Annotated in this window: 30 protein-coding genes; 11 read left to right on the top strand and 19 right to left on the bottom strand. The window is 62.0% G+C overall.

Translation table 11 applies throughout. The features are described from left to right. A complete protein-coding gene (locus FQ755_RS20355; protein WP_144156590.1) occupies positions 1–2,031 on the bottom strand; it encodes an NADPH-dependent 2,4-dienoyl-CoA reductase in 2,031 nt (676 codons plus the stop codon). A gap of 368 nt (positions 2,032–2,399) precedes the next feature. On the opposite strand from FQ755_RS20355, the gene FQ755_RS20350 reads away from it, so the two are divergent. Continuing rightward, a complete protein-coding gene (locus FQ755_RS20350; protein WP_144156589.1) occupies positions 2,400–3,191 on the top strand; it encodes a DUF4397 domain-containing protein in 792 nt (263 codons plus the stop codon). Between the two features lie 270 nt (positions 3,192–3,461). On the opposite strand, the gene FQ755_RS20345 is transcribed toward FQ755_RS20350, so the two are convergent. Both FQ755_RS20345 and FQ755_RS20340 read right to left on the bottom strand, forming a co-directional pair. After that, complete coding sequence (locus FQ755_RS20345) at positions 3,462–3,596, bottom strand: entericidin A/B family lipoprotein (protein ID WP_074300036.1); 135 nt, start codon at positions 3,594–3,596, stop codon at positions 3,462–3,464. Between the two features lie 247 nt (positions 3,597–3,843). Further along, positions 3,844–5,322: a sensor histidine kinase gene (locus tag FQ755_RS20340; RefSeq protein WP_144156588.1), complete on the bottom strand. Its 1,479-nt coding sequence runs from the start codon at positions 5,320–5,322 to the stop codon at positions 3,844–3,846. Between the two features lie 190 nt (positions 5,323–5,512). Here FQ755_RS20340 and FQ755_RS20335 point away from each other — a divergent pair, with 190 nt between their 5' ends. The 5 genes from FQ755_RS20335 (at position 5,513) to FQ755_RS20315 (ending at position 8,005) form a co-directional block, all read left to right on the top strand. After that, positions 5,513–5,689: a DUF1328 domain-containing protein gene (locus FQ755_RS20335; RefSeq protein ID WP_144156587.1), complete on the top strand. Its 177-nt coding sequence runs from the start codon at positions 5,513–5,515 to the stop codon at positions 5,687–5,689. Between the two features lie 98 nt (positions 5,690–5,787). Continuing rightward, positions 5,788–5,949 (top strand): DUF1328 domain-containing protein, encoded by a 162-nt coding sequence (locus FQ755_RS20330; protein WP_006052455.1) that lies wholly within the window; start codon positions 5,788–5,790, stop codon positions 5,947–5,949. A gap of 88 nt (positions 5,950–6,037) precedes the next feature. Continuing rightward, positions 6,038–6,586, top strand: coding sequence for a bacterioferritin (locus FQ755_RS20325; protein ID WP_144156586.1), 549 nt, complete (start codon positions 6,038–6,040; stop codon positions 6,584–6,586). 181 nt (positions 6,587–6,767) lie between these two features. Next, entirely contained in the window at positions 6,768–7,400 is a 633-nt protein-coding gene (locus tag FQ755_RS20320; RefSeq protein ID WP_144156585.1) for a response regulator transcription factor, read from the top strand. 167 nt (positions 7,401–7,567) lie between these two features. Next, positions 7,568–8,005, top strand: a complete 438-nt coding sequence (locus tag FQ755_RS20315; protein WP_144156584.1) for a response regulator — start codon at positions 7,568–7,570, stop codon at positions 8,003–8,005. A gap of 85 nt (positions 8,006–8,090) precedes the next feature. On the opposite strand, the gene FQ755_RS20310 is transcribed toward FQ755_RS20315, so the two are convergent. The 6 genes from FQ755_RS20310 to FQ755_RS20285 all read right to left on the bottom strand — a co-directional run bounded on the left by FQ755_RS20310 (position 8,091) and on the right by FQ755_RS20285 (position 14,104). Then, complete coding sequence (locus FQ755_RS20310; protein ID WP_144156583.1) at positions 8,091–8,918, bottom strand: phosphodiesterase; 828 nt, start codon at positions 8,916–8,918, stop codon at positions 8,091–8,093. A gap of 71 nt (positions 8,919–8,989) precedes the next feature. Beyond that, complete coding sequence (locus tag FQ755_RS20305; protein ID WP_144156582.1) at positions 8,990–10,060, bottom strand: ABC transporter ATP-binding protein; 1,071 nt, start codon at positions 10,058–10,060, stop codon at positions 8,990–8,992. After that, a complete protein-coding gene (locus FQ755_RS20300; RefSeq protein ID WP_260858729.1) occupies positions 10,057–11,004 on the bottom strand; it encodes an ABC transporter permease in 948 nt (315 codons plus the stop codon). Before FQ755_RS20300 ends, FQ755_RS20305 begins: the two co-directional genes overlap by 4 nt. Before the next feature lie 35 nt (positions 11,005–11,039). Continuing rightward, positions 11,040–11,864 carry an ABC transporter permease gene (locus FQ755_RS20295; RefSeq protein ID WP_144156581.1) on the bottom strand — a complete coding sequence of 275 codons (825 nt, stop codon included), beginning with the start codon at positions 11,862–11,864 and terminating at the stop codon, positions 11,040–11,042. Further along, positions 11,861–12,910: an ABC transporter substrate-binding protein gene (locus FQ755_RS20290; protein ID WP_144157073.1), complete on the bottom strand. Its 1,050-nt coding sequence runs from the start codon at positions 12,908–12,910 to the stop codon at positions 11,861–11,863. Before FQ755_RS20290 ends, FQ755_RS20295 begins: the two co-directional genes overlap by 4 nt. 141 nt (positions 12,911–13,051) lie before the next feature. Then, entirely contained in the window at positions 13,052–14,104 is a 1,053-nt protein-coding gene (locus tag FQ755_RS20285) for a LacI family DNA-binding transcriptional regulator (protein WP_144157071.1), read from the bottom strand. 647 nt (positions 14,105–14,751) lie between these two features. Here FQ755_RS20285 and FQ755_RS20270 point away from each other — a divergent pair. Both FQ755_RS20270 and FQ755_RS20265 read left to right on the top strand, forming a co-directional pair. Further along, positions 14,752–15,750, top strand: a complete 999-nt coding sequence (locus FQ755_RS20270; protein WP_144156579.1) for a tyrosine-type recombinase/integrase — start codon at positions 14,752–14,754, stop codon at positions 15,748–15,750. A 94-nt stretch (positions 15,751–15,844) separates the two neighbouring features. Then, positions 15,845–16,114, top strand: coding sequence for a hypothetical protein (locus tag FQ755_RS20265; protein WP_144156578.1), 270 nt, complete (start codon positions 15,845–15,847; stop codon positions 16,112–16,114). A 74-nt stretch (positions 16,115–16,188) separates the two neighbouring features. Here the strand turns inward: FQ755_RS20265 and FQ755_RS20260 are convergent, their stop codons facing one another. The 7 genes from FQ755_RS20260 to FQ755_RS20230 form a co-directional block, all read right to left on the bottom strand. Beyond that, positions 16,189–16,776, bottom strand: coding sequence for a lipase family protein (locus FQ755_RS20260; protein ID WP_144156577.1), 588 nt, complete (start codon positions 16,774–16,776; stop codon positions 16,189–16,191). Continuing rightward, a complete protein-coding gene (locus FQ755_RS20255) occupies positions 16,776–17,096 on the bottom strand; it encodes a hypothetical protein (RefSeq protein ID WP_144156576.1) in 321 nt (106 codons plus the stop codon). Before FQ755_RS20255 ends, FQ755_RS20260 begins: the two co-directional genes overlap by 1 nt. Positions 17,097–17,135: 39 nt before the next feature. After that, on the bottom strand, positions 17,136–17,375 hold the full coding sequence (locus tag FQ755_RS20250; protein ID WP_144156575.1) for a hypothetical protein: 240 nt from the start codon (positions 17,373–17,375) through the stop codon (positions 17,136–17,138). Further along, positions 17,372–17,569, bottom strand: a complete 198-nt coding sequence (locus tag FQ755_RS20245) for a hypothetical protein (RefSeq protein ID WP_144156574.1) — start codon at positions 17,567–17,569, stop codon at positions 17,372–17,374. The genes FQ755_RS20250 and FQ755_RS20245 overlap by 4 nt, the downstream gene beginning before the upstream one ends. 8 nt (positions 17,570–17,577) lie before the next feature. Beyond that, a complete protein-coding gene (locus tag FQ755_RS20240; protein ID WP_144156573.1) occupies positions 17,578–18,057 on the bottom strand; it encodes a hypothetical protein in 480 nt (159 codons plus the stop codon). Positions 18,058–18,144: 87 nt separating this feature from the next. After that, positions 18,145–18,657 carry a glycoside hydrolase family protein gene (locus FQ755_RS20235; protein WP_260858728.1) on the bottom strand — a complete coding sequence of 171 codons (513 nt, stop codon included), beginning with the start codon at positions 18,655–18,657 and terminating at the stop codon, positions 18,145–18,147. Next, on the bottom strand, positions 18,615–19,055 hold the full coding sequence (locus FQ755_RS20230) for a hypothetical protein (protein ID WP_144156572.1): 441 nt from the start codon (positions 19,053–19,055) through the stop codon (positions 18,615–18,617). The genes FQ755_RS20235 and FQ755_RS20230 overlap by 43 nt, the downstream gene beginning before the upstream one ends. A gap of 88 nt (positions 19,056–19,143) precedes the next feature. On the opposite strand from FQ755_RS20230, the gene FQ755_RS20225 reads away from it, so the two are divergent. The 3 genes from FQ755_RS20225 (at position 19,144) to FQ755_RS20215 (ending at position 21,517) form a co-directional block, all read left to right on the top strand. Continuing rightward, positions 19,144–19,443, top strand: coding sequence for an XRE family transcriptional regulator (locus tag FQ755_RS20225; protein WP_144156571.1), 300 nt, complete (start codon positions 19,144–19,146; stop codon positions 19,441–19,443). A 185-nt stretch (positions 19,444–19,628) separates the two neighbouring features. Next, positions 19,629–20,216 carry a hypothetical protein gene (locus FQ755_RS20220; protein ID WP_260858726.1) on the top strand — a complete coding sequence of 196 codons (588 nt, stop codon included), beginning with the start codon at positions 19,629–19,631 and terminating at the stop codon, positions 20,214–20,216. Positions 20,217–20,290: 74 nt separating this feature from the next. Next, positions 20,291–21,517 carry an acyltransferase family protein gene (locus FQ755_RS20215; protein WP_186308607.1) on the top strand — a complete coding sequence of 409 codons (1,227 nt, stop codon included), beginning with the start codon at positions 20,291–20,293 and terminating at the stop codon, positions 21,515–21,517. Here the strand turns inward: FQ755_RS20215 and FQ755_RS20210 are convergent. The 3 genes from FQ755_RS20210 to FQ755_RS38245 are packed head-to-tail and all read right to left on the bottom strand — an operon-like array spanning position 21,451 to position 24,392. Further along, positions 21,451–22,695, bottom strand: a complete 1,245-nt coding sequence (locus FQ755_RS20210) for a hypothetical protein (protein WP_144156569.1) — start codon at positions 22,693–22,695, stop codon at positions 21,451–21,453. The genes FQ755_RS20215 and FQ755_RS20210 overlap by 67 nt on opposite strands. An 8-nt stretch (positions 22,696–22,703) precedes the next feature. Further along, complete coding sequence (locus FQ755_RS20205; RefSeq protein ID WP_144156568.1) at positions 22,704–23,066, bottom strand: hypothetical protein; 363 nt, start codon at positions 23,064–23,066, stop codon at positions 22,704–22,706. After that, positions 23,067–24,392, bottom strand: a complete 1,326-nt coding sequence (locus FQ755_RS38245) for a gp53-like domain-containing protein (RefSeq protein WP_260858724.1) — start codon at positions 24,390–24,392, stop codon at positions 23,067–23,069. It abuts the gene before it with no gap.

The following is a 24,392-nucleotide window of genomic DNA, read 5'->3' as shown; positions in this document are numbered from 1 at the left end:
CTAAAGACGCGCGGCCAGTTCCGCGCCTTCGCGGATCGCGCGCTTCGCATCCAGTTCGGTGGCGAGCGCCGCGCCGCCGATCACGTGATAACGCGCACCGTCTGCGGATGGCGCGGCGGGCTGCAGGTCGCGCAACGAATCCTGCCCCGCGCAGATCACGATGGTCTCCACCTCCAGCCATTGCTCCACGCCGGCGCGGGCGATCTTCAGGCCGCGCGCGCTGATCTCCAGATACGACACGCCGTCGAGCATGCGCACGCCGTTGCGCGCCAGCGTCGCGCGATGCACCCAGCCCGAGGTCTTGCCGAGCCCCGCGCCGAGCTTGCCCGCCTTGCGCTGCAAGAGCCAGATGTCGCGCACCGGTTGCAGGGGCGCCGCCGGCTTGAGGCCGCCGCGTTCCCGCACGCCCAGATCGACACCCCACTCGTCGAGCCATGCCTCGCGTGACAGCGGCAGCGGCTCGCCGGGACGATGCAGCAGGAACTCGCTGACATCGAAACCAATGCCGCCCGCGCCGATCACCGCAACGCTGCGGCCCACCGGCGCGCCGCGCAACACTTCGACGTAGCTCAGCACATTCGGCCCGTCGATGCCGGCAATCGACGGCCGGCGCGGCACGATGCCGGTGGCGAGGATCACCTCGTCGTAGCCGCCCGCGTCGAGCAGCGCGGCATCGACTCGCGTCGCGAGCCGCACGTCGACGCCATGCCGCTGCAACTGGCTCTGAAAATAGCGGATCGTTTCGCTGAACTCCTCCTTGCCGGGCACCCGCATCGCCAGGTTGAACTGGCCGCCGATGGTTGCGCCCGCATCGAACAGCGTCACCCGATGACCCCGCGAGGCCGCCACCGTGGCCGCCGACAAACCCGCCGGCCCCGCGCCCACCACGGCGATGGCGCGGCGCGCTTCGCGATTGGCGAGCGGTCGATACACCAGCTCGGTTTCACGTCCCGCGCGCGGATTGACGAGGCAGCTCGCGCGCCGGTTCTGGAACGTGTGATCGAGACAGGCCTGATTGCAGGCGATACAGGTATTGATTTCGTGCGCGCGTCCCTCGGCGGCCTTCACGACGAAATCCGGATCGGCAAGGAACGGCCGCGCGAGCGACACGAGGTCGCCCGCGCCTTGCGCGAGCAGGTCCTCGGCGACCTCTGGCGTGTTGATGCGGTTCGAGACGATCACCGGCACCTTGACGGCGGCCTTCAGGCGCGCGCTGAGCGGCGCGAAGGCGGCGCGCGGCACCGAGGTGACGATGGTCGGCACCCGCGCTTCGTGCCAGCCGATGCCGGTGTTGAACATCGTCACGCCGGCCGCTTCGAGCGCCTGCGCGACCTGCACGGTTTCGTCCCACGTGTTGCCGCCTTCCACCAGGTCGATCAGCGAGAGCCGGTACACCACGATGAAGCGCTCGCCGCACGCGGCCCGCACGCTTTCGACGATCTCGCGCGCGAGCCGCAGACGGTTCTCGAGGCTGCCGCCGTAACGGTCGTCACGCTGATTGGTGCGCGGGCAAAGAAACTGGTTGAGCAGATAGCCCTCGCTGCCCATGATCTCCACGCCGTCGTAACCCGCGCGCTGGGCGAGACGCGCGCAACGCGCATAGTCGCGCACGGTCTTCGCGATGCCGGCGAGCGTCAGCGCCCGGGGCCGGAATTTCGAAATCGGAGACTTCAGGGCCGACGCCGATACCACGAACGGTTGATACCCATAACGCCCCGCATGCAGGATCTGCAGCGCGATCTTGCCGCCTTCTTCATGAACTGCTTCGGTCAACCGACGATGATTGTGCAAGTCGAATACTGAGTTCAGCGTGCCGCCGAATGGCAGCAACCAGCCCTGCCGGTTCGGCGAGATGCCGCCGGTGATGATCAGCCCCGCGCCGCCTTTGGCGCGCTCGCGGAAATAGGCGGCGAGCTTCGGATAATTCCAGAAGCGGTCTTCCATGCCCGTATGCATCGAACCCATGACGACGCGGTTGCGCAGGGTCGTGAAGCCGAGATCGAGTTCGGCGAGTAAGAGTCGGTAAGGCATGCAACGGGCCTTGTAAAAGTGGGTGCGCACGAACAATACACCGCGCATGGGGCCTGGCTTCCGAGGAAAAATTCTAATTGGTCTAACTTGACGCCCGCCATGCCTCCGTCGAAGCGATGTCCGCGCACGGACCGCACGCGGCACACCGATTGCTGAATGCGAGCGTCACTCATTCGCACATTCCACGGCGAACACTTTTGCGTATTCCGGCACATGGCGCCGGATGCCGTAGAAGCCAGGCGCGTGGAGCGGGCCGGCGATTCCCCGGCTGCGAGATGTGCAGTAGGGATAAGGAGGGGGGCGTATCCGGGGGACTGGGCGCTCACATAACTAATGGGTCAAGACCCGACATCGATATAGGTGAACATATGAAGCTCATCCGAACCATGGCAGCGCTGGCCGGTGCTGCAGCTGTTTTGACGGCGTGTGGTGGCAGTGGTAGCGACGCAGCGAAAACCCTCGGCATCACCGATCCGGAAATCCACTTCGTGCATGCCATTCCCGGCGGCCCGGCGGTCGACTTCCTCGTCAACGGCAAGGCGCCCGGCGGACAGACCGACATCAACTATCTGGGCGTGACGAACTTCACCAATATCAACACGGGCTCGACCACCGTTGCCTATGCCGACACCGGCACGACGACGGCGCTGGCAAGCGGCAACTTCCCGGATGCCGCCAACGGCCACGAATACACCGTGATCGCGTTGCCGGGGCTGACTTCGCCCGGCATCGGCCTGATCGACGATCCGTTCGACAAGGGTCTGCTGTCGAGCGATGCTCGCGTTCGTGCCTTCAATGCGTCGGCGAATGCGACCAATCTCGACCTGTATATCGTGCCCGCCGGCACCAACATCTCGACCGTGAGCCCGACGATGTCCGGCGTGCAGTTCAGCAATGCTGTGCCGGCAACCGGTCAGGACTCGCTGTATCTGTCGGGCGGCACCTATATCGCGATTGCCACGGTGGCGGGCAGCAAGACGCCGATCTTCCAGTCAGCGGGCTTCAGTCTCGCCAACAATGCCGACTGGCTGGTAACGACGGTGCCGATCGCTGGCACGCTGAGCCAGTTGCTGCCGGGTCAGATCCATCTGCTGGTGGCACAGGGCGGCAACACCGGTACGCCGGCCATCGAGCTGACCAATACGCTCACCAATCAATAAGCGCTTCATGAGCGGTCGCTTAGCAATCCATAAGATCGCGGCGTGAAAAGCCAGGCAGGGAGGAGCAGGGCGGCGGTCCACCGGCGGTGGATCGCCGTTTTGCTTTGGCGCTTCGTTTGATGCTTTGTTTGGTACTTCGTTGATGCTAAGCGCACGAAAAAAAGGCCCGTCGCGCGAACGCTCCGGGCCCATCTTTACAGATCAATCTGAAGCCAAGACCATGACCGCGGCGCCGCAGTGCCGCGCCGTCATGCCATCAGCCAGGCCAGTTTACTTGGCTTGCTCGGCCGAATTGGTGAGGTCATGGCCGCCGTTGGAAATGTCCTGACCGGCGCCTGCCATGGTGTTGCAACCGGCGAGTGCCGCGGTGCCCGCAATGAGAAGCAAAGCGATGAGTCGAGTCATGAGTGTTCCCCTTTGAAGAATGCATTCGATTGACGCGCCTGACTGCTGGCACGCGCTCTGGCGTCCGACCGGGCATCACGCCAGCCGATCCGGTCTGATTGCATCTTAAGAAATGGGGGGTGGGCGCGCTGTCAGTCTGATTGCGATTTTGTTGTAGGTGCAATCCGTTGTTTGCGTCGGTGTAGTCCTACGCGCGCATTTCCACGTGATGCCGCGCTGCGCTGTGGCGAATCGCGAAGCCACCGGTTCAGCGCGACGATTGCGGATAGCCGTCACGCGGCCCCTCGCCCGAGGACGACGCGGCCGAGCTGGCGCACGGCATCACCACATGAATATCGGTGCCGTTCGGCACGCCCCGCTGGATGTCGAAGCGGCCGCCGTGCGCCGCGACCCGCTGGCGCATGCCGAGCAGGCCATGCGTGTGGGTGCGCTTGAGATCGGCCGGCGTGATGCCGACGCCGTTATCGGCAATCGAAAGCGCCACCTGCGTCCGCCCGACCTGCAGCCCGATGGCGACGCGCGAGGCGCGTGCGTACTTCGCCGCATTGTTCAACGACTCCTGGGCGACGCGGAATAGCGCGATCTCGGTTTGCTCGTCGAGCTGGACGTCGTCCTCGGGCAATTGCAGTTCGAGCGTCCAGTTGTTACGCTGCGCGGCTTCATCCGCGAGCGTGCGCAGCGCGGTCACCAGACCGAAATTCGCCAGCACGGTGGGGCGCATGTCCTCGATGATGCGGCGCTTGAGCGCAATGCCCTGATCGAGATTGGCGAGGGCGCGCGTAAGTTTCTCGGAGATCGCCGGCTCGCTGTCCTTCAGTTTGCGGTTGGCCCAGGCGACATCCATTTTGCTGGCGGTGAGAATCGCGCCGAGTTCGTCGTGCAGTTCGCGGGCGAGCTGGGTCTTCTCGTTTTCGGCGACGGCCTGCAGGTGCCAGCCGAGCGCCTCCAGTTGCCGGGTGCGTTCGGTGACGAGCTGGTCCAGTTCTTCCTGCTGGGTGACCAGTTGCCGCTGCACGCGCGCCTGGCGGTCGATCTGGATGCCGAGATTGCGAAACAGCAGGATGAACAGCACGATGTTCAGTGCCGATAGCCCGGCCGCCACGAAAGTCGAGACGCGCTGATCGGCGCGGCTCGCGTCGAGGGCCTGTTGCGCGCGATTCGCTTCGTTGTCGCGCAACAGCGAGAGCGTGCCGTCGACCAGCGTGGTATCCACCGTGCGATCGCCGCTTGCCGTGCCGCAGGCGGCAAGCCCAGGCGCTTGCGGCCCGGCCTGCTGCAACGCGGCGGCGCCGGCGCCGATGCGCGCTTCGAGCAGCCCGGTGATCTGCACGAAGCTCGCCAGTTCCGCGCTGTCCGCTTCGCGCCGGTGATAGTAGGTGTTCAGTTGCTGGGCCGTCTGCCGCAGACGCGCCGCCGTCGCGCAATAAGCCTGCGCATCGGCTGCCTGCTTCGTCAGAAGAAAGTCGCTCTGATAGGCGCGCAACTGCGCCAGCTGGCTTTCGAGCGTGCTTAGCTGCACGGTGACGTCGCGTGCTTCGAGGGCGCTTTCGTATTCGGCGGCGATGCGCTCGCGGGCCGTCTCCAGAATCACGAGGCCGCCCACCGTGATGACGATCGCCACCGTCATCGCAATGGCCCAACTGCGGTTGCGCATCCATTCGCCGAGTCGGGTTGACGCGGTCACGCCTGGCATCTCCTGCACCTTTTGCACCTTGGCACGCCTCATTAGCTGGATGAACCGTCAGTGTAGCGGTCGCCGCGCGTCGGTGGCTGGCATTGTCGCGTCATCGTAACGTGGCTGTAATGCCTTGTCGGCGGATTCCCACACGAAAAACGGCGTGAGCCCGAATGCGGCGCGCCGCATCGATCATTAGGATAACTGTGTCAGTTCAACTTTGTTTCTGGAGGAATCCGTCATGCTGAAATGGGCCTTGATCTTCGCCGTGGTGGCCGTCATCGCCGGCTTGTTCGGCTTTACCGGCATTGCCGCGGGCGCTGCGGCGATCGCGAAGTTCCTGTTCGTGGTGTTCCTGATTCTCTGCGTGCTGTTCCTCGTGCTGGGCTTCGTGGTGACGAAGAAGATCGTCGATTAGCGGCGCGCACCCTCAGGCCCGCGCATTGCATAGGCCGTGAAGCGGCCGGGCCGCTTCACCATCGACCCACACCATTCAATTCAGGAAGGAGAGTCGCCATGCTTCACTACGCCATCGTATTCTTCGTGATCGCCATTATTGCGGCGGTGTTCGGCTTTACCGGCATCGCGGCCGGCGCTGCCGAAATCGCCAAGATTCTGTTCTACATTTTCCTGGTCGTGTTCGTCGTGACATTGCTGCTTGGCGTGTTCCGAACGTAGACGCGGTTTCTCTCCCGAGCGGCTCATCAGGCGCGATTCGTGCGGGATGCGCAGTTCCCCCACAAATACCGGATAAAGGAGAAACACCATGTCCAGCAAACCAGCCAGCCAGCCCTTCGTTATGGACCTGCAGAAGATTCGCGATCAGGCCCGCAAACATATGTCCGACGGTGCGGTAACGCAGACTTATGGCGCCGACCGCGAGGCGGTGCTCAAGCTGCTGAACGACGCGCTCGCCACCGAAATCGTCTGCACCCTGCGTTATAAGCGCCATCATTTCATGGCCAAGGGCATCAACTCCGAGGCGGTTGCGGCCGAGTTCGCCGAGCATGCCGCCGAGGAACAGGAACACGCCGACCGTTTTGCCGAGCGCATCGTGCAACTGGGCGGCGAGCCCGACTTCGCGCCGGACGGCCTGAAGACCCGTTCGCACTCGGAGTATCGGGAAGGCGAAAACCTCACCGACATGATCCGCGAAAACCTGATTGCGGAACGCATTGCTATCGACACCTATCGCGAGATCGTCCGTTACCTGGGCGACAAGGACGTCACCACGCGGCGGATTTTCGAGGACGTGCTGGCCGTCGAGGAAGAGCATGCCGACGACATGGCCGACCTGCTCGAAGGCCGCGAGTGAGTGAGCGTCATCGCACGGGCGGCATTCGCGTGCCGCCTGGCGATGCGCTGATCGAGATGATGGGGTCGCCTGGCGTGCGGCCATGCGGGCCGCCGCGCCGCGACAGCCAGGCCGACGGAAAAGCCGGACGTCATTACAATGGCAGCTTTGGAGCGATCTGCGCTGCAGCGACGGGAAGCCGATGATTCGAGTGTTGATAGCCGACGATCATGCCATCGTTCGCGGGGGATTCAGACAGTTCGTCGCCGACGAGCCGGATATGTGCGTGGCTGCGGAAGCCGCGACCGGCGACGAAACCATCAGCCTCGTGCGCGAGCAGGCTTTCGACGTGGTGCTGCTCGATATCGCCATGCCGGACAAGAACGGCATCGACACCTTGCGCATCATCAAGCAGGTGCGGCCGGAGCAGGGCGTGCTGATCCTGTCCGGCTATCCGGAAAGCCAGTACGCCATCAACCTGCTGCGGGCCGGCGCTAATGGCTATCTGAACAAGGATTGCGAGCCCGACGAAATCGTGCGGGCGATTCGCGCAGTGGCGCGCGGGCATCGGTATCTTTCGGAAGCGGTGGCCGACACGCTCGCGGACAATCTCGACAAGCCGGCGGCGGGCCGTCCCCACGAGGCTTTATCCGAGCGCGAGTTCCAGATCTTCTGCAAGCTCGCGGCCGGGCAGATTCCGACGGACATCGCCGAGGAACTGCATTTGTCGGTGAAGACGGTGAGTACCTATCGGGCGCGCGTGCTGGAGAAAATGCGGCTCGCGAACAACGCGGACCTGACGTATTACGCGATCAAGAACGGCTTGATCGAATGAACGGCTGAACAGGCCGAGTGTTGAATAACCCGTATCAAGCGGGTGAACCGGCCGGTGCGGCAATGACCGGCTAACCCCGGCCAACCGGCCAACCGGCTAATCGGGTAACCAGGCAAGCAACGTGGGGGCAAAGGAGCCATGCGTGCAACCACGTATGGACCAGTGCAATGAGCGATTCGACCTCTCTTTCCAACGCCGGCCAGCCGCCTTTAAGGGTGCTGCTGATCGAGGATTCGGCGTTGATCCGTCGCAGTCTCGTCGAAGCCATCGATGCCTCCGGCGTGCTGCATGTCGCCGCGTATGCCGATTCGTCGGACGAGGCGATCGCGCTGCTACACGACGAAGCCTTCGATGCGGTGATCGTCGACCTGCAACTCAAGCATGGTTCGGGTGTCCCGGTGCTGGCGTATCTGCAGCGCGAGGGGCTGATCGAGCGCACCTTCGCCGCGGTGCTGACCAATCATGCGCTGCCGGCGTATCGCGAACGCTGCGAACAATACGGCGTGCGCCACTTCTACGACAAGTCGTTTGAATTCGACCGCGTCATCGACGCGCTGCACGACTACGCTCATACGCGCAGTCGGGGGCGGTCGTCGCAAGCCTGAGCGTGCTTTCGTGCCGCAGCGCGTCTGCACGCCGTCGCAGTTGCCGGTCGCGGCGGCGGTTCGCGCTGCACGCCCGCCGCGCCCTTCAGTCGATCAAGCCGCCTTCAGGTTCATAAAACGGATAGGGTCCCTCGGCGCGTTCGACATACGCGTGATGCGTCACCAGTCCGCTGCCCGCGTCATAACGGTGCAGCGCATACGCGGGCGGTTCGAGCATAAATGCGGATGGCGCGTCATCGCGCAGGTCGAGCGCCACCTGATGCGCGGGCGCCGGCACGGCCGAGGCGATGGTGCCGCCAAAGCGCACGAACATCGGCCGGTGCACGTGGCCGCAAATCACCCGCTCGACATTCGGATAGCGCGCAATCAGCGCTTCCATGCGGCTGGCGGCGCGCGGATCGAGACGCAGTTCGTCCATATGCCCGATCCCGCATGCGAACGGCGGATGATGGAGGGCGACGATCACGGGCCGATCCTTTGCCGCATCGAGTTGCGTTTCGAGCCACGCGAGACGCGCGTCGCAGAGCGTGCCCGCGCTTTGGCCCGGCACGATCGAGTCGAGCGCGATCAGGCGCAGCGCTCCGAGATCCGCCGCGTAATGCACGAAGTCGCCGCCGCTGCGCAATTCGGGGCGCTCGCTGAACGCCTCGCGCAGGGCGGTGCGGTCGTCGTGATTGCCGACCAGCAGGTAGTAAGGAATTTCGAGCGGCGCGAGCAGCGTCTTGAGGTGCGCGTATTGCTCGGCGTCGCCCTGGTCGACGAGGTCGCCCGTCATGATCACGACGTCGGGACGCGGCACGAGCGCATTAAGCGCCGCGACGCAGCGCGCGAGCGCGGCTCCGGTATCGACACGCTGGTAAGCAAGCGCGCCGGGCCGTTTGATATGCAGGTCGCTGATCTGGGCAAGCAGCATGATGAAGTGTGTCCTTAGGGATTCGCTGGAATTCGTAGGGATTGACAGAAAGGGCTCACGCCGACGCACATCTACGATAGCGCGATCAGCGCTTCCGGTGTGATCGAAATGCCCACCGGCGTGCCGCGTGCCAGTTCGACGCGGCCGGCCACGTCGACGATCAGTACGTCGGGTGCGGCGCCGCCAATCGTCAGACGGGTACGCTCGCCGAGAAACGCCGCGTGTTCGATCGTGCCGCGCAGATGCGCGCCGGCAGGGTCGGCGAGGTGGGCGTCTTCGGGACGGAAAAACAGTTCGTTATGCTGAGTAAATGGTGAACCCGACGCACCCGACACACCCGACGCGCCCGCGGGAAGCGGGACGGCGCCGCCCGTCGTGGTCAGCACGCCGTCGCGGAGCCGCCCGGCGAGACGGTTGATGGTGCCGACAAACTGCGCGACCGTGCGGTTCGCCGGCCGATAGTAGATGTCGCGCGGCGTGCCGATCTGCTCGATGCGTCCGGCGCTCATCACGACGATGCGGTCGCCGAGTTCCATCGCCTCGGCCTGGTCATGGGTGACGTAGACGGTGGTGATGCCGAGCTCGCGCAGCAGCGTGTTCATTTCGCCGCGCAAGGCGTCGCGCAGGCGCGCGTCGAGCGCGGTGAGCGGTTCGTCGAGCAACAGCACGCGCGGTTGCATCGCCAGCGCCCGCGCGAGCGCGACGCGTTGACGTTGGCCGCCGGAGAGCTGATCGATCGGTTTGTCGGCGTGGTCGGTGAGGCGCATCATCGCCAGCAGTTCGTCGACCCGTTGACGCGCGACCTCCGCCGCCACCCGCTTGATCTTCAGTCCATAGCCGATGTTGCCGCGCACCGTCAGGTTCGGAAACAGCGCGTAGCTCTGGAACACCATGCCCACCTGGCGCTTCTCGATCGGCAAGGCGGTGACGTCCTCGTCGCCAAACGCGATCCGGCCGCCCGCGTCGGGTGTTTCGAGGCCCGCGATCATGCGCAGCGTGGTGGTCTTGCCGCAGCCCGACGGCCCGAGCAGCACCAGCGTTTCGCCGGCGCCGATCTGCAGATCCAGCGGTTCGAGCACACGTGTGCCGCGAAAGGTTTTGGCGCATTGCGTGAGCGTGATGGGAACGGGGGCGAGTTTCATGGCGTGTCGGTAGAGCGGGTTGAAACGGGCTGACGGGCCGCGCGGCGCCTGGCAGACTTGCCGGACGAGACGCTGCGCTGGCCGGTGGCATCGACGCCGAGCCATTGCATCGCCACCAGCAGCGGCATGGTCATGACGAAAAACAGTATGGTGTACGCGCTGCCGATTTCGATGCGCAGCGACGCATAGGTATCGGCGAGGCCCACCGGCAAGGTCTTGGTGTCGGGTGTGTGCAGCATCCACGTGAGGTTGAATTCGCCGATGGAAAGCGTCAGCACCGCCAGCGCGCCCGCGACGATACCCGGCCGCACGTTCGGCAGCACGATGGTCAGAAAGCGCTGCGTGAAGCTGGCGCCGAGGCTGGCGGCGCCTTCTTCGAGCGTGCGCAGATCGACGCTCGCGCAGACCGCCGCCACCGCGCGCACCATGAACGGCAGCGTGAACACCACATGCCCGACGACGATGAACCAGACACTCATGCGAAACATCGTGAAACCGCCGTAGACCACCAGCAGGGCGAGCGCGGAGGCGAGACCGGGCAACGCGATCGGCAGCACCAGAAACTCCTCGATGATGCGCGACAGACGCGTCTTGCTGCGCGCCAGCGCGTAGCCCGCCGGCACGCCGGTCAGAAGCGTGATGACGAGCGTCGCCGCCGCCACTTCGAGCGAGAGGAACACCGAGTCGTGATACTGCGTCCATACCTCGATGACCCAGCGCAGCGTGAGGCCGCTCGCAACACCCCTGAAGTAGTTGACGGTCAGGCCGGCGAGAATCGACATCACGACCGGCACGATCAAGAACGCGCACAGCAGCAGGGTGACGAGCCATTGAGCGGCGGCAAGCAACGTGCGCGACGACACATAAGGCAAAGCGCGGCGCCGGGCGGCGGGTGCGGAGGGTGGTGGGGCCGGCGGCCTTGCGGTTTGGGTCACGGAATTCATGAGCGGTTGATCATTCGCGGAGTTCATCGACAAGCTCAGGCGCTCGCGGCGACCGCCGAGCCGGTGACGCTGCGTGCCAACGCCAGCACGAGCCACGTCACGAGCCCGAGCACGATCGACAGACCCGCGGCCGTCACCATGTTGGCGTTGAGCGTGAACTCGGAGTAGATGGTCATGGGCAGCACGTCGATATCGGTGGCGAGCGTGAAGGCGGTGCCGAACGCGCCCATCGACGTGGCGAAGCATACGGCGCCGGCCGCGATCAGTCCCGGCGAGAGCGCCGGCAACACGATGTCGCGCATGATCTGCCACGGTGACGCACCGAGCGAACGGGCCGCTTCTTCCAGCGACGCATCGAGTTTGGTCGCCGATGCCATCACGGTCACGATCACGCGCGGAATCGAGAAGTACAGGTAGCCGAGAAAGAGCCCGCTCATCGAATACGCGAACACCCAGCGGTCACCCGTGAGCTTTAGCGACAAGGCGCCGATCAACCCCTGGCGTCCGGCCAGCATGATGACCATGAAGCCGACCACCACACCGGGAAACGCCAGCGGAAAGGTTAGGAGTGCCATCAAGAAGCGTTTGCCGGCAAATTCGCGCCGTGCCAAAAGCAGGCCGGAGATGACGGAAAGCACTAGCGTGGTGGCCGTGACAGCTGCGGAAAGCAGCACGGTGGCGCCGAGGCTCGTCATGTAGCGCGGGTTGCCGAGCATTGCACGGTAGGTGTCGAAGGCGTGGCCGTTGCCGCTCAGTTGCACGAGCGCGCCCATCGGCAGCAGCCAGAAAGCGATAAAGACCGCGAGCGCCGGCGCAAGCAGTGCAATGCGCCAGCGCAACGGAAACGTGACGTCGTTCAATGCATCACCTGAAGATACTGTTCACCGAAACTTTGCTGCTTCGCGGCCATCTTGCCGAAATCCACCGCCTTGGCGCGCGCGTAGTCGCTCGCGGGCAGGAATCTGGCGGCGGCGTCCGGGCTCATGGCGTTGGCCCGCACCGGACGCAGATAGGCATTGGCCCACAGTTTCTGGCCTTCGTCGGACAACACGAAATCGAGCACCTTCTTGCCGTTGGCTTCATGCGGCGCACCCTTGACGAGGCTCATCACATACGGCACCGAGATCGTGCCTTCCTGCGGAATCACGAATTCGACGTTGGCCTGATCCTTGTACTTCGCGCGGTAGGCGTCGAAGTCGTAGTCGAGCAGGATCGGAATTTCGCCGGAGAGCACGCGGGCATAGGCGGTCTGCTTCGGCACGATCGGCGCATTGGCCTTGAGCTTGCGGAACCAGTCGAGAGCGGGCTGGAAATTGTCGAAGCTGCCGCCGAGCGCCTGATTCACCGCCACCGCGCCCGCATAGCCGACGAACGCGCTCGACGGATCGAGGTAGCCGATCATGCCCTTGTACTCGGGCTTGAGCAGGTCGGCCCACGAACGCGGCACCGGCTTGCCTTCGAGCGCATCCTTGTTGACGAAAAAGCCCAGCGTGCCGGAATGGATCGCGAACCAGTAGCCTTGCGGGTCTTTCAGGTTGGCGGGGATGTCGTCCCAGTGAGCCGGCTTGTACGGCTGGATCACGCCCTTGTCCTTCGCCTGGAAAGCCGACGACACGCCGAGATAGACGACGTCCGCCACCGGGCTTTTCTGCTCGGCCATCATCTGCGCGATGGCCTGGCCGGAGTTCTTGTTGTCGAACGGCACGCGGATACCGGTCTTTTGCTGGATCGCCTTGATCTGGCTCGCCCAGTCGGCCCATTCGGGCGGGCAGTTGTAGCAGATCGCGGTTTCGTCGGCATAGGCCGTGGCGGGGGCGATCAGGCTTGTCAAAGCCGCGGCCGTGAAGGCCGCGACCGACAGCACGGTGGCGCCCGTGCGTTTGAACGTCGCGGTCAAGGTGCGCATGAGCGGACCGAAGCAGAGGGAACGGCGAGTCACAGCGGGTCTCCTTGGAAGGGAAGAGGCGTCGGGTTGGCGGTCGGAGGTTTCCTGGTTGTCGAGCGGGCCGCTACAGGATGAACAACCAGGCCGCCGATATGCTCGTGCCTACACCAGCGGCTGCATCGAACGGATGCGCGGCACCGCGTCGCTGGTGTTCGAGATCGCGGCGATGGTCGCGCCTTCGCGCAAGCTGTGGGGCAGTGTGAGCGCGAGCGAGGCATCCGTGTAGGTCTGGTCGATGCGCGCGAGAAGACGCTTCCAGGCGGCGCAGCCGATCTCGCGATTCGGCGCGCAGATGCTGGCGAGCGGCGGTTGCAGCAACTCGCCCATGGCGAGGCCGTCGAAGCCGAGGATCGACATGTCCGTGGGAATCTGCAGACGCGCGCGCCGCAGACCACGCATCACCACCATCGCCAGCAGATCGTTGCTGCAGAAGAGGGCGGTGGGGCGGTTCGGACCATTGGTCAGATGCGCGAGCACCGAGGGCGCGAGCTCGTCGGCATTGAAATCGATTTCAAGTGCGGGGGCGGGCGTGAGCCCCGCCTGCTGCATGGCCTGGGCATAGCCGAGGTGGCGCAGACGCGCGCGGTCCGAGGCGGCCAGCGTGCCGGCCAGCATCAGGATGCGGCGATGGCCGTGGGCGATCAGCATGCGCACGCCGTCGTAGGCGGCCTGGCGGTTGTCGACCGAGACCGACGGCCGGCGCACGGTGTCGTTGTGCATCAGCACGTAGAGGAGGCCGTCGTGGTCGAGTTCGTCGAGGAGCGGGTGAGTGTCGGCGTCGGCGACGGTCAGCATCAGGCCTTCGACGCGTTGCTCGCGCAGCGTTTCGATGGCGTGACGCTCGCGCTCGGCGTCGTACTGGGTGGTCATCAGCATCAGACGATAGCCGCTGGCGCAGGCCAGTTCGTCGATGCCTTGCAGACACTCCGCGAACACCGGATTGGCGATCGTCGGCAGGATGACGCCGATCAGCCGGGTGCGCTCGCCGCGCAACTGGCGGCCAAGCGGGCTCGGGCGGAAGTTGAGCGCGTCGATGGACTGGCGCACCTTGTCGAGCGTGACGGGATTGACGGTGTGGGGCGCATTGATGGCGCGCGAAACCGTGGCAATCGAAAAACCGGCGTGTGCCGCGACATCCTTGATGGTGGGAGTCATCGCTGTCGTTTTCACTCGGGTTGTAAACGTTTTCGTCGAGCGATTATCGGGGTGCTTTGTGACTGGCAGATGACTCGGACGGAGCGGGTTTGGTGCGCGGGCGGCGCAATGGTAGAATCGCGTCCGCCCTGCCGGGGTGATGAAATTGGTAAACATAGCGGACTTAAACTATTGAGTGCCCGACCGGAAACGGCCGGTGCAGAACCCCTCAAATTCGGAGAAACCCCTGTTTGCGCTGCGCGCAAGCGAGGCAACGCCGAGCCAAGCCGGCCGTCGCAGGCATGCGAGGGTGCGGAAGGTGTAGAGACTAGACGGGGGGCGCCTAAGGCGGCGCGTGCTGGCGGTTTGGTTGTGCCGTGCAGTCAAGCCGCGATGGTGAAGGCATAGTCCAGCGCACGAACGGGAATGCCGCCCGGTATTCCTGGCGTCGAAAGACGTGGTGTGACGAAAATCCGCCGCTTAACAGCTTGCCGGTTCGAGTCCGGTCCCCGGCACCAGGCCAAAAATCGGACATTCGCACTCAACGCGAAATCTCGGTAAATCAAGGCCTTATCCGATCGTACCTGTTCATCCGTACAGCCACGTTTGACCATTGGGTGAGCAAGTTTGTACACTTGTCTCCCCAAATACTCCCCAAGCCCCTCCCCATGGCATCCATTACGCCCCACAAGAACGGCTGGCGGGCACAGGTCTATGTTAGCGGCATTCGGGATTCCAGGATCCTTCGAACGCAGCGCGAAGCCAAGGCATGGGCTTCCGCCCGGGAAATCGAACTTCAGGCGCAGAAGACCCAGTCCCCGGGTGACCGCCACACGGTTGCGGAGATGTTGCGTAAATATGGGGAGGACGTCTCCCCACAGAAACAAGGCTCGAGATCGGAATTTCTACGGCTGGAGGCATTCATTACCGACTTTCCAAAACTCGCCGCACTAAAGCTATCGGAGTTCAAAACCCCGCAATTGGTTGAGTGGCGTGATGCGCGCCTGAAGGTTGTCAAATCCTCATCGGTCGTACGCGATGTCAATCTGATTCGGAATGCCTTCACGATAGCTAGGCAGGAATGGCACTGGATGGAACACAACCCGTTCGAAGGGTTCCGCGTGCCGCAAGAGGGCCCGCCGCGGACTCGCCGGGTTGATCCGTGGAAAGAAGTCAGACCGTTGTGTCGTCACCTGAAATACCGGACGGGGCATGCGCCTGCGACGAAGAGCCAGGAGGTGGCGCTGGCGTTCATGATAGGGCTCAGGACGGCAATGCGCGCGGGCGAGATACTGAGCCTCGGCAAGGCTTCGCTAGACCTGAAAAAGCGGACGGCGACAGTCCACCACAAGATGGAATATCTGACTGGGAGACCGCGCGTAATTCCGCTATCGAAGCATGCCGTGCGATTGCTGAAGCCGATTGCCGACAGGGAGCAATGCTTTACCGTCACATCGGCATCATTGGATGCGCTTTTCCGTAAGGCTCGCGACCAGCTCAAGTTTGTCGATATGCACTTTCACGACACTCGCGCCGAGGCACTAACTCGTATGGCGCGCAAGGTGGACGTAATGACTCTCGCCAAAATCAGCGGGCACAAGGATTTGCGGATATTGCAGGAGGTTTATTATCGGGAGTCTGCCGAGGATATTGCAGCCAGACTGTGACGGAGAGGAAGTGCCGGATTCGGCTAAAGGACGCGCTACCGAGGTAGGCGATTGATGTGCGCGATGCTGTACGGGCGAATCAGTAGGGGACGGCATGAAAGAGCCTAGATTCGATGTCTACCGGCTGGAAGTCTTTGAGCCCGTCTACACGGCTTCAGTACAGATCGGCGACGAGAAGCGGGAGGTATCTATTTCCTTAGGCGGTGCGTTGGTTATAGATGTCGTTATCACCGATAGGGACGAGTTACGCGCTCATGTCTACAGCGCCATGCACTACAACTGCGGCGATTTGTGGATCACATATCTTGGTGAGCGTCGGCTGATAAAGCATTGCGCGCAGTTTGATGCGGAATACGGGATTTGATTTGCGCGAAGGCGCTAAGAGGGGTGAGCGACACAGCCGATAGACTGTAACCGCCGAATACAGGAAATAGGCTGTTAAGCCTGTGGCAGGTTAGCCGTGACCGCCGGCAGCGGATGATCTGCAACGATTGGCAGGACGCCGGCCGGCTTGCCGATATGGGTCAACAGTCTGGGGTGCATGCCGCCAAGAGGTAGGTTAGGCACCGGGTCCGAACCGTTCCTCCACAGATGCAGTGGCACCTTGGCGAGCAGGTTCCGCAAGGTCAAGTCGAAACTCACGCGTGCAGGTTCGAAGGCATACACGGCAAGCGGCGGACTGCCGGCCAGGGTAAGCGCAGCAGCAGCCAGTAGAGACAGGCTTCCGCCAAGCGAATGGCCGACCAGCGTTACCGGCTTCTCGCCAATCGTCGCAATCACCTGGGACGCGAAGTCGGACCATGCACAGTAAAACCCGGCGTGGACTACGCCCATACCCGCGACCGGTATCGGAATGGCATCAAGATTGTGAATCCACGAATCGACGTCATCAGAGCCGCGAAACGCCACAACCAGCCCGCCCGCCGTATCCCGCACGATCGCACGGGAGGCGCTGTCTGCGATGCCAATATCTGGAGGGGCATCATAGGCGAGTTGGGCCAGGGCGGCGTAGTCCCTGACGTTCATTACTTGCTCGCAGGTGCCGAAGCAGCAACCGGAGCGCTAGCCGGCGCAGTCGCGACGATCGCCTTGTTCAATGCGCAGAACAGGCCATTCGCATCTTCTGCGAGTGCGACGTCAGGCAGTGCGGTAGCCGCAGCGGCAGCGCTTGCAAACGCTTCGCCAGCCGGACACGCGGCGACGATCGAGGTCGCGACGGTCTGCAGTGCGCCAGCAGCAGCGCCATTGACTGCCGCGACGTTTGCGCCGGCAGTCTGGATTTGTGCAGCGGTACAGCCGGCAATAGACGCGACAAGAGCTGCCGCGAGGCATAGTTTCTTGAACATGGTGATTCCTTCAGAGGGTGCCGCGGGCGCGGCGGGGGATTAAAACTGGAAGTGAAGCTTGGTGCTGATCGACCAGGTTTTGGCGGTCTTCTGCATCTCGAGACTGCCGGTGGTGGAGCGGTTGAGTTCGACGTAGGCCACGCAGCACGAAGCGTCGTAGGTCGTCGGATTGACTACCGGAAGCACGACGACCTGAACGCAGCCAACAAACATAAAACTCAGGACAATCATCAGCGCCATCCAGCACAGCAATGCAACAACGAAGCGGCAGCGGATCACGATGCCGGTGTTGCGGGTGCTGCAGGCTTGCCGAGGCTGATCGGCAGCGAGAGCACACCGTGCCATCCGGTAATGATGCCGATCATTCCAAACGCGGCATCGCGCAGCATTGGATCGTTGATGTGCAGGAAGTCGCAGACGGCCAGAAACACGAACAGCAGGCCGACCGAGACGGGCTTGATGAGATCACTCATGGATGCTCCTATTGCTGGTGGTGGATGACTTCGATTGCGGAGAATTGATAGCCCTCCTTGGCGTACTTCTGCGCTACCCATAGGGGGAAGGGCATCGTGTGCAGTCCTTCGTCTTTCCCGATGTGATGGGCCTTGCAGAGCAACATGCCGTTCACAGTCATGTCGTCAACGAACTGCGTCCAGTCGGTGAAGTTGTCCCAGTCGAATGCGCGTACCTTTTCTCCCCAGACGCCGGCCCGCGCATCTGCCTTGAATCGGTCCCAGTCGATGAGTTCTGCGAGCGAGCGCTCGATGGGGTGGTGGTGGGCTTCGAGCGGATGGCCAGATTCCTCGGCTGTGGCATTGCAGATGAAGCAGCGGCCGTCGCGCGCGATCAGCTCTTTGCGAGTGCGCGTGAATAGTGCGGTCGTGGTGCGCGGGTCATGGCCGGGAATGTTCACTTCGACCGACAGCGTTTCTTTCTCTTCGTGGATTTGTTCGACAGTCATGTGGTGGCCGTAAACGCAAAAGCCGCCCGGAGGCGGCGGTTTATACCTCGCGATTGAATGGCGAGGTATAGGTGAGGGGATTCGGGATCAGGCGACTGGTTCGTCGGGCATCTGTCCATACTCGATCGCATAGCAGATGCGCTGTGCACGGGCGCCGACCTGCCCATACCATGCAGAGGCTTTAAATCCGGCTGCCGCAACGGCATACGACCCGCGCTGTAGGGCAAAGAGGGCGTTGTGAAATCCGAGCAGCCCAGCAACGCCGATGTTGAACGCAACATTCGCAACGCACCGTTGGCGAACGACGTCGAGCGAGACCCACCACGGCAGTGACGCGTTCAGGCCGGCGAACGTCTCTTGCAAGGTCTGCGTGAGAAGTTGATCGACCTGCGCATCGGAGAGCGGGTATGTCCAGCCGACGGGCAATGGATGCGCATTCAGGTTGAATCCGACGCCCACCGTTTCATTGGGTGGCGTGGCTGTGTCGAGATACGGCACATAACGCACGCCCTCATCGCGCCGCAACTCGGCGATGAGCAGGGCTAGATTGGCGGGAGTCATAGCCACGTCACGATCAGCTTTACGGCCGCACTGGCCCAATCGGGGATCGATTCGTGATGCACGATGCGGATCAGCGTCCACAGTCCGGCCAGCGGTAGCACCACCGGGATGAACACTTGACGCAACATGAATTTCCACGCCGCAGCGAGCCGGCACAGCATTCGCGCACCCGCAGCTACATCACTCAGGATCGCGCGGATAAACGCGGTGTCTTCTGCGACCGTCTTTGTCAGCGTCGTGTTCTCCTTGATTGCTGCGTCCTGCGCATTGAAGCGCTCGACAACGCTGCGGCGAAATTCGACTTCAGGCATGTCGATCATGTCTTTGGCGTCCATGGGGCCCCGGAGAAATGAAAAAGCCGCCCTGCAGGCGGCTGTTGGTCGAATCTTTATTTGGTGCTTGACGCCTAGGCGGATTCCGCCTAGCATGTTGTTCATAGGAAGCGCACTCGCGCGGCCGCCATCCGAAAGGAACCCATCATGCGATACCGCTTTCGCGCGTTCACGCGCACTGGATCAACCCAACATGCTCTTTCGCCCGCCTACGGTGGCCCAGCTCAAGCAATGGAAGGCCTCGCTCGGGTATTCCGGCGCAAGAATGGCCCAGATACTCGGTATGAAAACCAGTCGGCGTTGGCGCGACTACGCGGACGAGAACAAGCCGCAAGGCATCCCGCCGGCGAACCTTTTCATGGGCGCGGCCCTAGTCATTCTTCCCGCATCGGAGATCGAACTCGTTCTCGAGAAAATGCGCGAGATCGGCGCGACTATCGACCTGGACGCGGAATCCGATTCCCCGGTGCAAGGTGGCGAGCAGGAGCAATAGCTGCCCTCACCGCTTGCGCACTCTCTGCTTGCGGTGGCGGATCACAAAATCCCGCGCCGGCAGTCAAAGCCATTCCCGCTATTGCTCCAGCGGCTTCGCAGGCAGTTGAGGCCAGTGCGCCAGTTGCGGCTTCGGTGCCAGCATCGACGCCCATCGTCGCAGTCGTGGTTTATGGCGACGACCAGATGATGGGCGATGCTCCCAACGCTTACGGCATGGTCTCTATGGTCGCGCCCAATGAGCCAGCCGTACTTCAGACGCTATTGCAAGCGCAGTTCAACGACCTGGGCGTGACTGTGCGGAGCGGGGCAACTGGCGGCACCGCCAGCAGCCTGCAAAACGAATTGGACGGGATGGACGGTGGCGGGCAGGCTGAGCCCGCTCGCATGATTCAATCGGGCGCCAGGATCGCAATTCAGGCGCATACACTAAACGACAACCTGGGCGGCGAAACGGTCGACCAGTACGCGGCCTATCTTGGCCAGTGGATTCAGGATGCGCGCGCCAGCGGGATTCGGCCAGTCCTTGAAGAGGCGGCGCCTACGTGCGACACTGACCATCCGCGATTGCCGATCTACGTGTCCGCGATGGATGCGGTCGCCAAACAGTACAACGTACCGGTTATCGCGCAATACGCGTACGTGCAATCAATTCCGGACTGGCAAACACACATGCTCAACTGCCTGATTCCGGACGCATATCTTGACGCGCTGAAAGCAAAACAGGAACTGACGGTCATTGCACCTCTCGTCGAGGCCGTTATCGGGGAATGATCCCGTTCCTTACTGGATCTTCCCGTCTGATGTAATATCCGCTTCACAACAATTTGACGCCGTCCGAGGGCGATGTGAACAACTCAAAACTACCCGCTTTGACGTCGCTGCGCTTCTTTGCTGCAGCGGCGATCGTCCTTGAGCATTCGATCCCTTATTTTCATACCGGGGAAGCATTCGCCGCAAAGTACATCCTGATTCAGGGTGTAACGTTCTTTTTCGTATTATCGGGCTTCATTCTGACGTATCAGTACGGCAACCTGAGTGGCGTTGGCGAAGGGCTCCGCTTCGTCTATAAGCGCATTGCCAAGATCTGGCCAGCGCATATTGCCACGATGCTGGCCTTCTACGCGTTGCTGGTTGTCGGTGTCGGCATTGCCTATGACCCATCGACGGAAATGTGGGCCGCAAATGCGTCCCTGCTTCAGGCATGGGACCCGACTCCTTCCGGATATTTCGCCTTCAACAGCGTGGCGTGGACACTCTCGGTTGAGCTTTTTTTCTACGTGTCATTTCCAGTGCTCATCACGAACTTCGATCGTACGTGGCACGTGAAGTTGGCTGGCGCGGCGGTACTCGTGCTATACGCCATCAGTCTCGCAAACAACATGGGCGCAAAGTCGTTCGACGGACAGGATGTTGCATCGATCGGATCATGGGTCTATATATGGCCGCCCGCCCATCTGGTCGAATTCGTGCTTGGCATGGTTGCTGGGCATCTCTGGAAGAAATACAAGAAACATTTCGATGACAAGTGGATGTCTACCGGCGCCGAAATCTTTGGCATCACTCTGGTCCTCATTGGTTCGGCAAAGATGCCTGGTCTCGCATGGCGAATGTGGGCTGCCGGGTATATCGGCGAAGCCAGTCGGTCGTGGCTTTCCGTCAGCGGATCAGCGCCGTTCTATGCCGTTGGCGTTTTCCTGATCGCGAGCGGCAAAGGGTACATCGGACGCGCACTCTCGATTTCGCCACTGGTCAAGCTCGGCGAGATCAGCTTCGCGATGTATCTCGCTCACCAGATTATCGTGCGCGTCTTACAGCTCAAGCCGTCGATGCTTATGTGGCCGACCGGCTGGACGATGGAGGCGCAATTCGCGTACTACTGGTTGGCGACAATCGCGGTGTCTGCCGTGCTTTGGTTTGCCATTGAGAAACCGTGTCAGTCGCTGATGATATTTGCGATTAAACATCGCGTGCGCGTATCGACCAGTACCAGTCAAATTGCGGAAAATCAACGCGGCAAACTCACTACTGTAGGCGCACCACCCGTGAACGAAAATACCGCAGTATCGCCATAGGACAGAAACATGGGCTGTGTTGGCGGGAAGTTTTCAACTGCGGCGCCGTTCCGATAGAGCACGATGCCCGTCAGAGATGCGGGCGTCGTCACTAGGAGCGTTTCGCCGCGGGGCAGCGCCGAGGTATAGATGAACGGGCTCGCGCCGACCGAGATGGCGTTAGTCGGCAAACACTGGTCGCTCCACTTTTTCGTCAGGCAGTTGTAATTCACCCCAATATCGCTTGAGGGATCGAGATTGGTGATGCCGTTTCCAGACAGGGCCCGGCCATATCGGATGCGATCAACCGCGATTCCTTTCGCACCCAGATTAACTGTAACTGCATCATGGTTGCCGCCGACAAGACGGCTGGCAACAGAGTTGCTCGTGAAAACAACGTGGGATGAGGTGTCGATATCTTCGAGCGTGGTGTACTGACCATCGCACGTGATATCGGTGCCGTTCGTCTCAAAGTCCATGTCTCGAACCTTGTCGTTGAGCGCACCGCTTAAAAGTTGCATACCGTAGCCGCTACACCCTTCTATATAGCCGCCTTCGAAGTGGTTTCCGAGAGTGCCGGACAGATATGCGCCAATCGTGCAGCCATCGACCGATGCCTTGATCCGGCAATACGACGTTTGCTCATTCGACTTGCGGGCACCCAGGGATACGCCAGCCAAGGGCTGCGCGTTCATATACCAGCCGCCGGTCTCATCCGGCGTGACGACGGCATTGATATCGCAATCCACCAACCATGAAGTCAGCAGTCCGGCGCTCTGCGCGCCCGCTCCGTAGACGCGAATGTTGATCGAGCTACGCAGTAGCGCACGGGCATAGCAGGCGTTCTGCGCTGTGCCCGGTGCTTCCAGAATGAAGTTTCCGGCACCCCCGAAATTCACGTTGGAGGTCTTTTGCGGTGATGTAGCGCCCCCGTCGATTGTGACGGCATCCCCGGTGCCGAAATAGCGCAGATGCACATCGCCGACCGCCTCGAAAAACAGGCCCGGGATGGCCCAATTCGGGCTCTGACTGTAGCAGACAATGCCCTCGTGTGAAGTCAGTTTCGGCAACGGGTTGCCTGCTGCGACTTGCGCCGCGAACCACATCGCGCACGCGGCAAGGGCGCCGTCATTATTCGAGACGTTGGCCTGGTTGGCGCCATAAATGACGCCATAGCTACTCAGATCGATCGAAGCCATCGCCTTCCTTATGCGAGTTTTGCGCGAAGCGCGGCAACAGCGGAGTCGATCGACTGAAGGCGCGTTTTGTCGCCAGTCAGAATGAAATCCCGAACGGCGCGGGGCTGCTTGTCGCGCTCTATCGATGCGATCTGCATAAGAATCGATTCATCCGCGGCATATGCTTTTTCTTGGGCGGTCAATGCGCGCGCCGGGATGACCGTGACAATGCCGTCATCTGATACTTCAAACGTTTCGCCAGGGTCGCCTTGCAGCCGATTCCGGGCCTTCAAGTATTCCGCATCCTCAACGTCGATGAGATCATTTGGCAGATTCGGATACTCGATGTCATGCGGGTAGAAACTGTGCGTAGTTTTCGAATAGCGGATCATTTAATGCCCCACAGCGATGTAGTTGCAAGTCAGTGTGGCGAGACTGCCATGCCCGTTAAATCCATTCACCGTAGGGGTGTCATACCAGGACGCGACGATTGATGTCGATGCACTGGAAACGGTTGTGGCGATGCCAGTGGTAGCGACGGGGAACGGGATCGGGTAGGTCACCGTCACCGGAGCACCGGGAGTTGCGGATGCTGTAAATGAGCTGAACTGTATGATCAAGCCACCGGGGAACTTCTGAAAGCCAGTACCATTCGCAAACAGGAACGACGATCCAATCTGGCCGTCGCCGCTCACGATAAAATTGTTCGCGTTGTTACACAGGACGTCGACGCAGCTATTAGACGGAATTGTGAACGACGTGCCGCCGACCGTATTGAAAGGCCCCTGGATCGTGCCGCCACTCTGCGTTTGAATCGTGATGGTCTGCGACGAAATATTTACGATTCGAGTTGAGACGGACGCGAACGCACTAGTCGTTACGGGCAGCGTTATCGTGAATGGTGATGCAGCATTGAGGCAGGCGACGAACGAACCGAGATTGGCCGTCGTAAGCGTCGTGTTGGAAGATGGTCCCAAGACCCCATTGAAGCCGGCCCGGTTCTGCCAGACAAAGGCGGTGCTAGCCATCTTCGTGCTGTTATCGAACTGCGCTGGCGTCGCAAGATTCAGTCCGCTAGCAAGCTGCCCCAACTGCACCGCATGCTGGGATGCAGTGGCGGGGGGAACCTGCTGAGCACCGCCGACGCATTCGTAGAGCACCCAGCAGAGATTGCCCGAGTTGAGGAGCGGGTCGACGAACGAGACGAGCGTCGCAACGCCGTTGGCAGGCAGTTCGCCGCCCTGAAGCACTGCGCCGCCGAGACCATAAATCGGAGCCGTCGCCAGTCCGTCGGGGGCGTAGGTCGAGGTTCCCGTGTTCAGGTGCGCAATCTTGACCGTCTGCGTGAAGCCGGTTGCCGTCGGCAATGCGGTAAGCGGAACGGGATTCGCCGCGGTGTAGGCGTTTGCCGTGCCGGTATCGGTCAGGATGATCTTGTTCTTGGAAGCCGCATTGACGGCGTTCGTGAAGTTCGTCAGAAGTGTCGCAGTCGTGCCATCGTCGATCGCCGTCTGGCCGGTCTCGGCCACGATGAATGAAGCGATGACGGCCGCCATAATGCTTGACTGGCGCCAGACCTTGTTCAGTTGCGCCGAGGTCGCAATGCCGGCAGTAAAGCCGCCTTGCGTGAGCGTGGTATCTGCGGCGTAGGTCGCTTGCGAGATAACGTTCGCGCTGCCGCCTACGGCGAACGGGATGAAATCATTTTCAGTGGTCAT

This window comes from Paraburkholderia sp. BCC1885 (genome assembly GCF_900996235.1).
Taxonomy (GTDB): Bacteria; Pseudomonadota; Gammaproteobacteria; order Burkholderiales; family Burkholderiaceae; genus Paraburkholderia.
This window is presented reverse-complemented; position numbering and strand designations above follow the sequence as displayed.

What these genes read in the sequence shown, in the direction of transcription:
- FQ755_RS20355 (WP_144156590.1), bottom strand. Translation starts at nt 2,031, where the DNA reads ATGCCTTACCGACTCTTACTCGCCGAACTCGATCTCGGCTTCACGACC.
- FQ755_RS20350 (WP_144156589.1), top strand. Translation starts at nt 2,400, where the DNA reads ATGAAGCTCATCCGAACCATGGCAGCGCTGGCCGGTGCTGCAGCTGTT.
- FQ755_RS20345 (WP_074300036.1), bottom strand. Translation starts at nt 3,596, where the DNA reads ATGACTCGACTCATCGCTTTGCTTCTCATTGCGGGCACCGCGGCACTC.
- FQ755_RS20340 (WP_144156588.1), bottom strand. Translation starts at nt 5,322, where the DNA reads ATGAGGCGTGCCAAGGTGCAAAAGGTGCAGGAGATGCCAGGCGTGACC.
- FQ755_RS20335 (WP_144156587.1), top strand. Translation starts at nt 5,513, where the DNA reads ATGCTGAAATGGGCCTTGATCTTCGCCGTGGTGGCCGTCATCGCCGGC.
- FQ755_RS20330 (WP_006052455.1), top strand. Translation starts at nt 5,788, where the DNA reads ATGCTTCACTACGCCATCGTATTCTTCGTGATCGCCATTATTGCGGCG.
- FQ755_RS20325 (WP_144156586.1), top strand. Translation starts at nt 6,038, where the DNA reads ATGTCCAGCAAACCAGCCAGCCAGCCCTTCGTTATGGACCTGCAGAAG.
- FQ755_RS20320 (WP_144156585.1), top strand. Translation starts at nt 6,768, where the DNA reads ATGATTCGAGTGTTGATAGCCGACGATCATGCCATCGTTCGCGGGGGA.
- FQ755_RS20315 (WP_144156584.1), top strand. Translation starts at nt 7,568, where the DNA reads ATGAGCGATTCGACCTCTCTTTCCAACGCCGGCCAGCCGCCTTTAAGG.
- FQ755_RS20310 (WP_144156583.1), bottom strand. Translation starts at nt 8,918, where the DNA reads ATGCTGCTTGCCCAGATCAGCGACCTGCATATCAAACGGCCCGGCGCG.
- FQ755_RS20305 (WP_144156582.1), bottom strand. Translation starts at nt 10,060, where the DNA reads ATGAAACTCGCCCCCGTTCCCATCACGCTCACGCAATGCGCCAAAACC.
- FQ755_RS20300 (WP_260858729.1), bottom strand. Translation starts at nt 11,004, where the DNA reads ATGAATTCCGTGACCCAAACCGCAAGGCCGCCGGCCCCACCACCCTCC.
- FQ755_RS20290 (WP_144157073.1), bottom strand. Translation starts at nt 12,910, where the DNA reads ATGCGCACCTTGACCGCGACGTTCAAACGCACGGGCGCCACCGTGCTG.
- FQ755_RS20285 (WP_144157071.1), bottom strand. Translation starts at nt 14,104, where the DNA reads ATGACTCCCACCATCAAGGATGTCGCGGCACACGCCGGTTTTTCGATT.
- FQ755_RS20270 (WP_144156579.1), top strand. Translation starts at nt 14,752, where the DNA reads ATGGCATCCATTACGCCCCACAAGAACGGCTGGCGGGCACAGGTCTAT.
- FQ755_RS20265 (WP_144156578.1), top strand. Translation starts at nt 15,845, where the DNA reads ATGAAAGAGCCTAGATTCGATGTCTACCGGCTGGAAGTCTTTGAGCCC.
- FQ755_RS20260 (WP_144156577.1), bottom strand. Translation starts at nt 16,776, where the DNA reads ATGAACGTCAGGGACTACGCCGCCCTGGCCCAACTCGCCTATGATGCC.
- FQ755_RS20255 (WP_144156576.1), bottom strand. Translation starts at nt 17,096, where the DNA reads ATGTTCAAGAAACTATGCCTCGCGGCAGCTCTTGTCGCGTCTATTGCC.
- FQ755_RS20245 (WP_144156574.1), bottom strand. Translation starts at nt 17,569, where the DNA reads ATGAGTGATCTCATCAAGCCCGTCTCGGTCGGCCTGCTGTTCGTGTTT.
- FQ755_RS20240 (WP_144156573.1), bottom strand. Translation starts at nt 18,057, where the DNA reads ATGACTGTCGAACAAATCCACGAAGAGAAAGAAACGCTGTCGGTCGAA.
- FQ755_RS20230 (WP_144156572.1), bottom strand. Translation starts at nt 19,055, where the DNA reads ATGAACAACATGCTAGGCGGAATCCGCCTAGGCGTCAAGCACCAAATA.
- FQ755_RS20225 (WP_144156571.1), top strand. Translation starts at nt 19,144, where the DNA reads ATGCTCTTTCGCCCGCCTACGGTGGCCCAGCTCAAGCAATGGAAGGCC.
- FQ755_RS20220 (WP_260858726.1), top strand. Translation starts at nt 19,629, where the DNA reads ATGATGGGCGATGCTCCCAACGCTTACGGCATGGTCTCTATGGTCGCG.
- FQ755_RS20210 (WP_144156569.1), bottom strand. Translation starts at nt 22,695, where the DNA reads ATGGCTTCGATCGATCTGAGTAGCTATGGCGTCATTTATGGCGCCAAC.
- FQ755_RS20205 (WP_144156568.1), bottom strand. Translation starts at nt 23,066, where the DNA reads ATGATCCGCTATTCGAAAACTACGCACAGTTTCTACCCGCATGACATC.
- FQ755_RS38245 (WP_260858724.1), bottom strand. Translation starts at nt 24,392, where the DNA reads ATGACCACTGAAAATGATTTCATCCCGTTCGCCGTAGGCGGCAGCGCG.